At 72.2% G+C, this 10926-nt stretch carries 8 protein-coding genes; 2 read left to right on the forward strand and 6 right to left on the reverse strand.

Translation table 11 applies throughout. The annotated features are described in order from the left end of the window. Positions 1-11: 11 nt before the first annotated feature. Entirely contained in the window at positions 12-1850 is a 1839-nt protein-coding gene (locus ACFWZ2_RS36685; protein ID WP_384553300.1) for an endonuclease/exonuclease/phosphatase family protein, read from the reverse strand. Positions 1851-2105: 255 nt separating this feature from the next. On the opposite strand from ACFWZ2_RS36685, the gene ACFWZ2_RS36690 reads away from it, so the two are divergent. Continuing rightward, complete coding sequence (locus ACFWZ2_RS36690) at positions 2106-3575, forward strand: hypothetical protein (RefSeq protein ID WP_384553302.1); 1470 nt, start codon at positions 2106-2108, stop codon at positions 3573-3575. A gap of 187 nt (positions 3576-3762) precedes the next feature. Here the strand turns inward: ACFWZ2_RS36690 and ACFWZ2_RS36695 are convergent, their stop codons facing one another. From ACFWZ2_RS36695 to ACFWZ2_RS36710, 4 genes are all read right to left on the reverse strand, one after another. Beyond that, positions 3763-4212 carry a hypothetical protein gene (locus ACFWZ2_RS36695; protein ID WP_384553304.1) on the reverse strand — a complete coding sequence of 150 codons (450 nt, stop codon included), beginning with the start codon at positions 4210-4212 and terminating at the stop codon, positions 3763-3765. Between the two features lie 26 nt (positions 4213-4238). Then, positions 4239-5402 (reverse strand): hypothetical protein, encoded by a 1164-nt coding sequence (locus ACFWZ2_RS36700; protein ID WP_384553306.1) that lies wholly within the window; start codon positions 5400-5402, stop codon positions 4239-4241. Between the two features lie 66 nt (positions 5403-5468). Further along, a complete protein-coding gene (locus ACFWZ2_RS36705; RefSeq protein WP_384553308.1) occupies positions 5469-5708 on the reverse strand; it encodes a hypothetical protein in 240 nt (79 codons plus the stop codon). Positions 5709-5878: 170 nt separating this feature from the next. Further along, the gene (locus tag ACFWZ2_RS36710; RefSeq protein ID WP_384553310.1) at positions 5879-6658 is read right to left on the reverse strand and encodes an SDR family NAD(P)-dependent oxidoreductase; all 780 of its coding nucleotides are present in this window, start codon (positions 6656-6658) and stop codon (positions 5879-5881) included. A gap of 117 nt (positions 6659-6775) precedes the next feature. Here ACFWZ2_RS36710 and ACFWZ2_RS36715 point away from each other — a divergent pair, with 117 nt between their 5' ends. Next, positions 6776-8269 carry an alkaline phosphatase PhoX gene (locus ACFWZ2_RS36715; protein WP_384553312.1) on the forward strand — a complete coding sequence of 498 codons (1494 nt, stop codon included), beginning with the start codon at positions 6776-6778 and terminating at the stop codon, positions 8267-8269. A 12-nt stretch (positions 8270-8281) separates the two neighbouring features. On the opposite strand, the gene ACFWZ2_RS36720 is transcribed toward ACFWZ2_RS36715, so the two are convergent. Further along, positions 8282-10660, reverse strand: a complete 2379-nt coding sequence (locus ACFWZ2_RS36720) for a protein kinase (protein ID WP_384553314.1) — start codon at positions 10658-10660, stop codon at positions 8282-8284. Positions 10661-10926 lie beyond the last annotated feature (266 nt).

Raw genomic sequence — 10926 nt, forward strand, 5'->3', positions numbered from 1 at the left:
GCAGCCATGGACTACGGCCGGAAGCGCAGCACCTGCGGGTCGTGATCGCTGTTCTGCTCCGCGAACTCCGCGTTGATGTGCACGCTGTCGTAGCTGAAGTCGTCCGCGTCCCCCACCCCCGGGCTGGTCAGGATCTGGTCGAGGACCTGGGTGTTGCCCTGGTAGACGTACGAGTAACGCTCGCTCTTCGGCAGGGACTTGACGGCCGAGCGCAGCGCGCCGCCGTCCTCCAGGGCCTTGGTGGTCGCCGAGAACTCGAAGTCGTTGATGTCGCCGAGCACCACGACGTCGGCGTTGCGCTGGGCCTTGCGGATGTCCTTCACGAAGCCGTTCACGGCCTGCGCCTGCCGCAGCCGCTTGGTCTCCGACGAGCGCACCGGCGGCTGGTGGTGCGAGGTCAGGCCCTCGTCGCCGCCCTTGGACGCGAAGTGGTTGGCGATCACGAAGACCGTGCGGCCGCGGAAGACGAACTCGCCGGCCAGCGGCTTGCGGCTGTCCGCCCACGCCGCGTCCGCCGGGGCGATCCGGCCGGGGGAGTGGGTCAGCGCGGCCCGGCCCCCTTCGCGTACGACACCGGTGGGCGTGGTCGCGTCGCCCGGCGCGCGCTCGGTGAAGGAGACCCGCTCGGGGTTGTAGAGGAAGACCTGCCGGATGTTGCCGCCCGGCTCCCCGCCGTCCTTGTTGTTCTCCGGGTCGACGGACCGCCACGCGTAGCGCGGACCGCCCGCGGCGACGATCGCGTCCGTGAACTTCTTCAGGGTCTTCTCCGCGGAGACCGTGCCGTCGTTCTTCGCGCCGTTGTCGTCCTGGATCTCCTCGAGGGCGAGGATGTCGGGCGAGGCGAGGTGGGCGACGACGGCGCCCGCGAGCGCGTCGAACTTCTTCTGCGGGTCCGTCGGGTCGAGGTTCTCCACGTTGTACGTGGCCACGGCGAGCTCACCCTTGGCCTGGCGGCGCGTCTTCTCGCGTACGAGACCCTTGTCCGCGACCTCGCCGAGCTCGCGGGCGGCGAGGGTGTAGCCGCCGAACTGGTTGAAGTCCAGGGGTCCTTCGGTCGTGCCGGTCAGCACGTCGCCGACGTTCGCCTTCGGGAACGGCTGCTCGGATACGGGTGCCAGCTGCTGGATCTGCAGCCGTCCGCCGTTCTGCGCGGCATAGGAGCCGTAGACGGTGCCGCCGCGCCTGTTCCGGTTCTCCTGCTTCTTCACCGTGACCCAGAGCTCGTTGTACGCGTCGGTCGCGCCGACCACGCGCGAGCCGCCCACGCGCACGTTCATGCCCTCAAGGGACTCGTAGAAGTCCAGGGCGTACGAGCGGGGCCGCAGCGGCAGGCCGTTGACGCTGTTGCCGTCGGCGGGGTCACCGGCGGGCGCGTACGCGGCGGGCACGGACTTCGCGTCGATCCGCACGGGACCGGGCAGCGCGTTGCCGGACGACTCGACGGTCACCGTCGGCTTCGTGATCTGGGTGAGCGACTGGTTCCCGGAGGCGGCGCCCCCAGGGACGTACTCCCCGACCGTCCCGGAGACCAGGACCGCGTCGCCCGGCTTGACCGTGAGCGGCGCCGAGCCCGTGAAGACGAAGATCCCCTCACTCGTGGCCGGGTCGGAGTCGGACCGGGTGTCCTGGATCCAGAAGCCCTTGGAGCCGTAGCCACGGACGCCGGTCACGACACCGGAGACGTCCGGGACCTGCTGCCCGGCCAGCGGCGAGACACGCGTGGTGCCCTGGATGTCATGGACGGCGACGGCGTCGGCGGACGCGGCGGACGAGGTGACCGCGAGCAGACCCGCGGCGAGCGCGGTGGCGCCGACGGCGCCGACGGCGGCGGATCTCGGTATGCGGGGCATGGCAGGCATGGCAGGCATGGCGGAAGACTCCGGTTGAGGGAGGACGGAGGGGGACGGCGGGCGGCCCTGGGGGCGCTCTACGCGCGTCAATCTCTTGTGTGGCCAGGGGAGTTGTCAAGGTTCCGCGGGTGCCCTTTGCCTGTACGTTTCCTGACAGGGACATGAACCGGGCGGCATGCGGCCAAATCCGTCTAGGCTTGCGCCGTGCCGACCCGTACCTTTCGGCGCCCCGCACCTTCGGAGGAGAACCAGCCGATGTCCGTAAGCCCCGCCACCCTGCCGCCGGTGCTGCTGCACTCCGAAGCGGAACTCGCGCGGGCCGCGCTCGCCACGCCGCTGCTGTCCCGCGCCGTGCGCCTCGCCCGCTGGGCGGGCCCGGAGACCCGGGTCGGCGCGGGCGGCGAGCTCGTCGACGCACAGCTCCCGGCCGCCGCCGCCGAGCTCGGCCTCGCAACGGAAGGCGTCGAAGGAGCGGACGCCGCCGCGTACGCCAGCGAGGCCTGGCGCGTCGCCGTCGACACGGGCCTCGTCGAGGTCACGGACGCCGAGGAGGAGGGCGCGGACGGCACCGTCGCCGCCGGCGAGGAGCTCGCCCTGCTCGCCTCCGGCAGCCCGCAGGACGTCCTCGGCATCTGGCTCGGCGCCCTCGACACCGTGTACGGCGACGCCACCGTGCCCGACATGGAGGACCTCCTCGACGTCCTGGAGGGGAACGGCGAGGTCGACTTCGACGAGCTCGGCTGGGACCCGCAGGCCGAGGCCGACTTCCTGGACGGCGTCCTCGGCAACCTCTACCTGCTGACCGTCGGCGACGCCGCGGGCGGCGAAGGCCCGGTGCCGCTGCCCGCGCTCGCCGCCTCGATGATCGTCCCCGACGACATGGGCGAGCCCACGGACGACATCCTGGAGCAGGTGTCGGACGCGATGATGAAGCTCGACGACCAGTTCCGGCTCTTCGAACCGCTCGGGCTCGTCGAGTACCAGCCGGTCGACGAGGCGCTCATGGCCGAGATCGACGAGGCGGCCGACGAGCCCGAGCCCGCCGACGACGCTGCCGACGCCGACGAGGACGTCAGCCGCTACGGCATGGTCCGGCTCACCCCGCTCGGCCTCTACGGCATCCGCGCCCGCATGCTGGAGGCGGGCGTCGACGCGCCCGCCGTCGGCGACCTCGCGGACAAGGGCGCCGACGCGCTGCTCGACGGCACCTCCGGCTTCCCGCAGGCCGCCGCGCAGGCCGAGATCGAGCAGTGGCTCGCCCGGCACGAACCGCTGGACGCCGCACGGGAGTTGCTGACCGCGGCGCGCGGCGGCGACGAAGGCGCACCGCTGCGGCGGCTCCGCTGCCAGCAGGCGCTCTCGCTCGTCGGGAACGAGGCCGAGCCCGCGCTGCGCGAGGTCCTCGACGACCCCGAACTCGGCGGTCTCGCCCGCGTCTGGCTCGCCGAGCACGGCGCCGCCGACGTGCCCGCGCCCTCGCAGGAACTCGTCTTCTGGCTGACCATCGACACGCTCGCCGCGCAGCTGGCCGCCGAGGGCAACTCCGACGAACTGCAGGGCCTGGTCGAGGGCCTCGCCCAGCAGCACAGCGGCTTCTTCGCCACGGCGTGGCGCGTGGAGCACCCCGCCACGGCGGACGTCCTGGACGCGATGGGCCGCCTGCACCCCGACAAGAAGGTGGCGAAGGAGGCCCGCAAGGCGGCCTTCAAGGCGCGGAACATTTAAGCCTGTCCGGCGGAGACCGGAATATCGAGCCTGTCCGGCGGAGACCGGAATATTGAGCCCGTCCGGCGGAGGCCGGAATATTGAGCCCGTCCGGCGATTGAGGACGAGCCCGAAGGGCGATGAACAGCACCCCGGGTGGGCCCGACAGTCCGGGCCCACCCGGGATCCGCTCACCGTGCCGAAGGCATCAGCACTCGTACCGAGTCGTGTGCTTGAACGACGACGTCGCGCCGTCGAACCCGTACGTCCCCCGGTACGCCGGCGGATTCTGGTACTCGCCCACGATCGTGATCGTGTTCGCGCAACTGCCCTGCCCGGCGCGCTTGGCGTCCAGGCGGATCGTCTCGCCGATCGTGCCGCCCGTGATGTCCCACGGGGCGCCGCAGATGCCGGAGGTGATCTGGCCGCCGGTCACCACGTGCGGATAGGTGTTGGGGTTGTACTTCACCGTGATGGCGAAGGTGACGGCCCCGGCGTGCAGGGTCAGCTTGCAGTCCGTCGACAGGGCCTCGGCCGACACGTCGGCGACCGGCGCGGCGAACGCCTCGTCGTGCGTCTTGACCTCGGCGCCCTGCGGATTGTGGAAGCGGTGCTCCGTCCGCGACTGGCCCTTCTGCTTACGTGCCTGAGTGGTCATGGGAAACCCTCCTTCCGTCCTGACCGTCAGGCCAGCAGCTCGGCGATCTCCACGCGCAGCAGCGCGCGGACGTTCTCGATGTGGTTGGCCACGGTCACGGTCGAGGAACCGGCGAAGAGCAGGCCCACCGCGACGTCGTCCTGCGAGGTGACCAGCGAACCGGAGTCGCCGCCCGCCGAGATGTTCGTCGTCAGGATCTGGTCCTTGAAGCGGGCGGTGCCCGCCGTGCCGTAGTTGACGTCGATCGTGGCGTCGACCGCGATGATCCGGCCGAAGCTGACGTTCGTCGTCCTGCCGGTCTTCTTGACCAGGTCGCCGACGGCCACATTGGCCTTGCGGCGCCAGGCGCGCGGCGCACCGCTGAAGTACTGCTCGCGCGTCGCGTCCTGGAAGTCGACCGTGCCGAGCGCCGCGTCCACCACGTTGTTGTGCCGCTCCAGCGGGATCTGCGGGGCGAACTGGATCGTGATGAACCGGTCCAGGATCGCGATGCGGTCCGCCGGGTCCTGCCCGCCGTCGAAGACGCCGGGCTGCACGATGGCGCTGCCCAGCTGCGCCCGGTTGGAGTCGGCGAGCACATGGTTGTTGGAGAGGATGTAGAACTTCGCCGGTACGCCGAGGCCGGACCCTGGCGGGTCGACGGAGGCGCCGGGCAGGAAGTCGTAGACCACGCTGCCGAGCGTGCCCGCGGTCACCCGGACGTTGCCGACCGAGAAGCCGGAGGGGCACGGGCGCATCCGGCGCTTGAGCAGCTGCGGCTCGAACGCGGCGCGCCCCGCGAGCTCTTCGAGCTGCGGCTGGCCGAGGCCCGCGAGCTGTTCGCTCACGCTCCCGTCGGGGCCGTACGCCACCCCCGCACGGTCGTCCGCGCGGCGGCCGCCCGCCCTGCTCTGCTGGCGCTGCGCCGCGATGTGGCCCACCGCGACGATGTCGGTCGGGGTGCCGTCGTCCATCTGGCGCGGGACGACGTCCCGCTCCGGCAGCAGGGACTCCGGGACCTTCTGGGTGACGAACACCAGGACGGCGGGTTCGCCGGTGGGCTGTCCCTCGGACCACTTCACGCCGTGGCCGAAGCCGACGACGTTCGCGAGCGGCTGCTGGGGCCGCAGGAAGTCGGACATCGCCTGCCGACGGGAGCTGTCGCTCAGCTGACCGCCGGTGGGTCCTCGCATCAGTTCGGGCTGGCTCACCACGCCAGACCACCTCTTCCCCTGTGAAGGGTGGGAGTTCCGGGCCGTGCCAGGGCGTCGCTCTCGCTACGTGCCGCCGTCCTGCGCGTCGACTTCGCCGATGGCGAGCACGCGTACGGGGACACCTTCGAGCTGGTCCGGAACCACGTCTTCGTCACTCAGCCGGTCACGGGGCACTCGGTGGGTGACAAAGACGACGATCACGTCCTGACCCGAGTGCTCGTCCCTCCCGGTGCCGACGCCGGTGACATTGGCCAGCTTCATCAGCCGGCCCTCATGGAGGCTGCGTGCCAGATGTGCGTCCACTCGGCTCGCCTCTCCGTGCGGGTGATGCAGCTCTGCACGTACGTGATGTCTATTGCGGTGTGCATCGCGGGTCAAGGTGTTCTGCGCTGATTCTTCGCTTTACGGGTGATCCGCTCCTGTTGACCTTGTTTACCGGTTGCCGGTTGCCGGATGCCGGTTGTCACGTCTTGTCACGTACGAAGGTGCGAAGCCCCGTTGAGGTCGAGCACCGCCCCCGACGCCCACTCGGCGACCGGCGACGCCAGCCACAGCACCGCGGCAGCGATCTCCTCGGCCGTCCCGGCCCGCCCGAACGGGCTCTGCGCGCGGATCGCCTCGCCCTCGGCCCCGCTCAGACGGTGTGCGACGCGCTCCGTCCCGAAGAACCCGGGCGCCACCGAGGCCACCGCGATGCCGTGCGGCGCGAGGGACACCGCGAGCGACTGGCCGAGCGCGTGCACGGCCGCCTTCGTCGCGCCGTACGCCGGGTGGTCGGGCTCGCCCCGGAAGGCGCCGCGCGAGCCGATGTTGACGATCCGGCCGCCCGCACCCTGGTCGATCATGCGGCGGGCCGCGAGGTGGCTGAGGTTCGCGGTGGCGAGGAGGTTCACGGAGACATGCCGCTGCCACAGGTCCGCCCAGTCCTCGTACGAGGTGTCGGCGAGCGGATGCGGAAGGTTCACGGCGGCGTTGTTCACCAGGACGTCGATGCCGCCGAGCGCACCGGCCGCCCGGTCCGCGACGTCCGCGGCGCCCGCCGGGTGGGACAGGTCGCCGCCCACCAGGACATGGCCCTCGCCGGTCAGCGAGGCGAGCGTCTCCCGTGCCTCCTCCTCGCGCGAGCCGTAGTGCACCGCGACCCGGTCACCGTTCTCGGCGAAGGCCCGGGCGAGCGCGCGGCCGAGGCCGCGGGACGCCCCGCTGATCAGGACACGGCGGTCGGTCCCCGGCAGGCTCGCTGGCAGGTTCATGGAAGGAGGCCCCCTCGACGTCGAACAGTGTTCAACCGCCGTTTATACGCGAGCGGGACGGTGGCGCCGACAGCAGCCCGGTCGTACGTATCCGTCATCGCGCCCTCAGGAGAAATCATGTCGCTCACCCGCAGGGACTTCGCCAGACGCTCCGCGATCGCCGGCGCCGGGGTCGCCCTGGCCGGCAGCGTCGGCGCGCTCGCCACCGCGCCCGGCGCCCTCGCCGCGACGGACCTCCAGGACGTCGAGGAGACGGCGGACCCGCTGGGCCACGGCCACCACGGACCCGGCTACGGCCCGCTGATCCCCGACCCGGACGGCCTGCTCGCGCTGCCCGCCGGATTCTCCTACCGCGTCCTCACGTACAGCGGCAGGACCAGGCTGGAGAGCGGCGAGTCCACGCCGTCCAACCACGACGGCACCGCCGCCTTCCGCGGCCCGCGCGGCGCGACGCTCCTCGTCAACAACCACGAACTGAGCGGGCCCCGCACCAAGTGGAAGTACCCCGTACCGCTCACCGAGGGTCTCGTCTACGACCCGGCGGCCTCCGGCGGCTGCACCGTCGTCGAGGTCAGCCGCGACGGACAGGTCGCCGAGTGGGTCGGCATCGCGGGCACCGCCACCAACTGCGCGGGCGGCAGCACCCCTTGGGGCACCTGGCTCACCTGCGAGGAGACCGAGGACAAGGCCGGCCAGAACGGCATGACCAAGGACCACGGCTACGTCTTCGAGGTCGACCCCCTCGACCATCCCCAAGCTCTCAACTCCGTTCGAGCAGGGGAGACCCCATCCGCGAACCGCGACCCCAAGCCCATCAAGGCGCTCGGCCGCTACGCCCACGAAGCCGTCGTCGTCGACCCCAAGCGCGGCCACCTCTACCTCACCGAGGACGCCGCCAAGCCGAACGGCCTGCTCTACCGCTGGACCCCGCCGCACGGCTTCGAGCACGGCCGCGGCAAGCTGCGCACCCTCGCCGACGACGCGGGCGTCCTCAAGGCCCCCAAGTGCTACGACTCCGGCGGCCGCTTCGTCGACGACCTGTCCCGCGCCACCAGGATCGGCACCGTGTACGGCGTGGACTGGGTCGAGGTCCCCGACCGCGACGCCCGGACGGTCCCGGTGCGCGAGCAGTTCGACGACGGCGACATCACCCGCGCCCGCAAGCTCGAAGGCATGTGGTGGGGCGACGGCGGCGCCTACATCGTCTCCTCGTACGCCCGTGCCGAGAGCCCCGTCCAGCACGACGGGCAGGTGTGGTTCTACCACCCGGGCCGGCGCACCCTCACCCTGAAGGTGCTGCTCGGCGTCAACCCCGACCCGGGCAAGGACGGCGCCTTCGACGGCCCCGACAACATCACCGTCTCGCCGTACGGCGGCCTGGTCATCGCGGAGGACGGCGAGGGCATCCAGCACCTGTTCGGCGCGACGGAACACGGCCGCACCTACCCGATCGCGCGCAACGAACTCAACGCAGGCACCCCGGAGAAGCCCGAATACAGCGAGTTCACCGGCGTCACGTTCTCGCCCGACGGCAGGACCCTCTACGCCAACATCCAGACCCCCGGCATCATGCTGGCGATCACCGGCCCGTGGAAGCGGCAGCGGCAGTGAACCACCGCACGGTCAGGGCGCGTTGACGGCCCGCAAGGACGACGTGCCGACCCTGGCGTACCAGCCGTCCGCGTCCGCGGCGAGCCAGGTGACGGCCTCGTCCACCGGCCACTCCGTCAGCTTCCTGCCCGTACGCAGACCCAACGCCCGGCACACCCGGCCCGCCGTCACATAGACCGTGCCACCGCCGACGGCGGGCGGGCAGCGCGCGATGGCGTCGAACGACGTACGCCACAACTGCCGCCCGCCGTCCGCCAGATCGATCGCCTGCAAGGTCCTGGCGTCCAGCCAGTTCAGCAGCACCCCGTCCCTGGCCACCGGGCCGCGCCTGCCGCCGCCCGGCAGCGCGGGCCAGCCGGTGTCGAGCCCCGCGGTGGGATGACTCCACAGCCGCTTGCCGCTCCCGGGACTGAAACCGATCAGATCCTCCCCCGCGGCGAGCAGCAGACCGGTGCCCGACGCGTACCCGAGCGCGGTGGCCCCGCTCCCCGCGGTCAGCCTCAGCGGCTCCTTGTGCAGCCGGTCACCACTGCGTACGTCGATGAGGTGCAGCTCGTCCGCGTCGCTCAACAGCGCGAACCGGTCGCCGTCCCGGCCGCCCGGCGCGGGCAGCGCGACCGGAGCGGTCTGCACCCGCTCGTCCTCGCCGAGCCCGGCGTACGTCCACGGGTCCCGGCCCGTGGCCACGTCGAAACACCGCACACCCGGATCCAGCGACCCCGAGTCCGGCACGAGCAGCAGCCTGCCGCCCGAGACCGCGGGCGCCCGCCAGTCGCGCGTCCCGTCCTTCTCGCGTGTGCCGGGCGCGTCGCCCGAGGGCAGCGCCCGCCAGTGCAGCACCCGGTCGGTCGACGACCCGCCGCCGTTGTCCAGCACGACGAGCCGCCCGCCCGCCACCGCGAACCACTTCACGCTCCCGCGCCACGGCCGCTCCGGGCGCCACGGCTCGCCCGACCCCAACTCATAGACCCTGTCCATGAGTTCCGGCGCGATCAGCAGCCCCCTCGCGACACCCCACAACTGCTCGCGCGCGGCATCCGCCGGAGCCTTGTCGTACTGCCAGCGGCTCGCCCCGTCCGACGCGTCGACGGCACGCACCATGCCCTCCGTGGCGGTCAGCCCCGCCCGCGGCCCATGCACCAGCACGGTGCCCCCGACCAGCAGCGCGGACTCGACCCCGCCGCCCCCGTCCCCGGCACCGCTCAACACCCACCGCTGCCGCCCCGGCCGCCTCGACCCCTTCTCCAGTACGGGGCCGCCCTGCTCCTCGCCGTCCGCGCCCGGTCCCTTCGACCCCCGGAGGACAGCCCAGACGGCGAGCCCCGCGAGGCCGGTGCCGCCGGTGGTGAGGAGGGTGCGGCGGGTGAGGGTGTGGAGGGAGGTGGGAGTGGGAGTGGGAGTTGGGGTGGTGGGTTTGGGTTGGGGGAGGGTGCGGGTGGGGGTGGCTTCGGGTTCCTTGCCCCCGTCCTCCCCCTTCCCTTCTCCCTCTCCTTCTCCTTCTCCCTCTCCCTCTCCCGAGATGAGTGACCGCAGGGGTTCGGTGCGCCACCACAGGGGTGAGTCAGGGGCGGAGGCCAGGGTCAACACCTGGGAAACGGAGGGGCGTTGGTGCGGATCCTTGTGGAGGCAGTCGGCGACGAGGGCACGCAGGCCTGCGGTCTCCGGCACGCCGTCGAGGTACGGCTCCTCGTGCGTGGCGCGGTACAGCAGTACGGCGACGGGGCCCGAACCGAAGGGCTGCTCGCCCGTGGCGGCGAAGGCGAGGACCGCGCCCAGCGCGAACACGTCGGCGGCGGGCCCGACGTCCCCGCCGGTGACCTGTTCCGGGGCCATGAACCCCGGAGTGCCGAGCATCGATCCGGCCTCGGTGAGCCCGAGGTCACCGGCGGCACGGGCGATGCCGAAGTCGATGACGCGGGGGCCTTCGGCGGTCAGCAGGACGTTGGACGGCTTGAGGTCGCGGTGCACGATGTCCGCCGCGTGGATGCTCGCGAGCGCCTCGGCGAGACACGCGCCGAGCGACCGCACGGCGGCGGCACCCAGCGGCCCACCCGCGGCGACCGCCCGGCGCAGCGTGACCCCCGGCAGGAACGCCGTGGCGAGCCAGGGCACGGGCGAGTCGGGGTCCGCGTCGAGCACGGCGGCGGTGTGCGCACCGGTGACGGCACGCGCCGCCGTCGCCTCACGCCGGAAACGTTCCCGGTAGTGCGGGTCGGCGGCAAGGTGCTCATGCACGGTCTTGACCGCCACCAGCCGCCCACCCGGACTACGCCCCAAATACACCTGCCCCATCCCCCCGGCCCCCAGCCGCCGCACAATCCGATGCCCACCGAGCCGCCGCGGATCCCCGACCAGAAGAGGGCTACCCGGGAGCGACGGCACACCGGTCACCCGGAGCCGCCCGCGCGGCCGGGAGCTTGAGGCGGGGATACGGCTGGCCTCTCCGCTCGTGCGGGGCGGAGGGGGCGTGGAGGGTGGACTGGCGTGCTCGCTCGTGCGAGGCGAGGGCGGTGCGGAGAGTCGGCCGACCTCCTCGCTCGCGCGAGGTGAAGGCGGTGCGGAGAGTGGACCGGCGCCTCCGCTCCTGTGAGGCGAGCCTGGCGCGAAGCGTGCACCGACCCGCCTGCTCGTGCGGGGTGAAGGCGGTGCGGAGTGTG

This window comes from Streptomyces sp. NPDC059002, from assembly GCF_042740435.1.
GTDB lineage: Bacteria > Actinomycetota > Actinomycetes > Streptomycetales > Streptomycetaceae > Streptomyces.

What these genes read in the sequence shown, in the direction of transcription:
- ACFWZ2_RS36685 (WP_384553300.1), bottom strand. Translation starts at nt 1,850, where the DNA reads ATGCCCCGCATACCGAGATCCGCCGCCGTCGGCGCCGTCGGCGCCACC.
- ACFWZ2_RS36690 (WP_384553302.1), top strand. Translation starts at nt 2,106, where the DNA reads ATGTCCGTAAGCCCCGCCACCCTGCCGCCGGTGCTGCTGCACTCCGAA.
- ACFWZ2_RS36695 (WP_384553304.1), bottom strand. Translation starts at nt 4,212, where the DNA reads ATGACCACTCAGGCACGTAAGCAGAAGGGCCAGTCGCGGACGGAGCAC.
- ACFWZ2_RS36710 (WP_384553310.1), bottom strand. Translation starts at nt 6,658, where the DNA reads ATGAACCTGCCAGCGAGCCTGCCGGGGACCGACCGCCGTGTCCTGATC.
- ACFWZ2_RS36715 (WP_384553312.1), top strand. Translation starts at nt 6,776, where the DNA reads ATGTCGCTCACCCGCAGGGACTTCGCCAGACGCTCCGCGATCGCCGGC.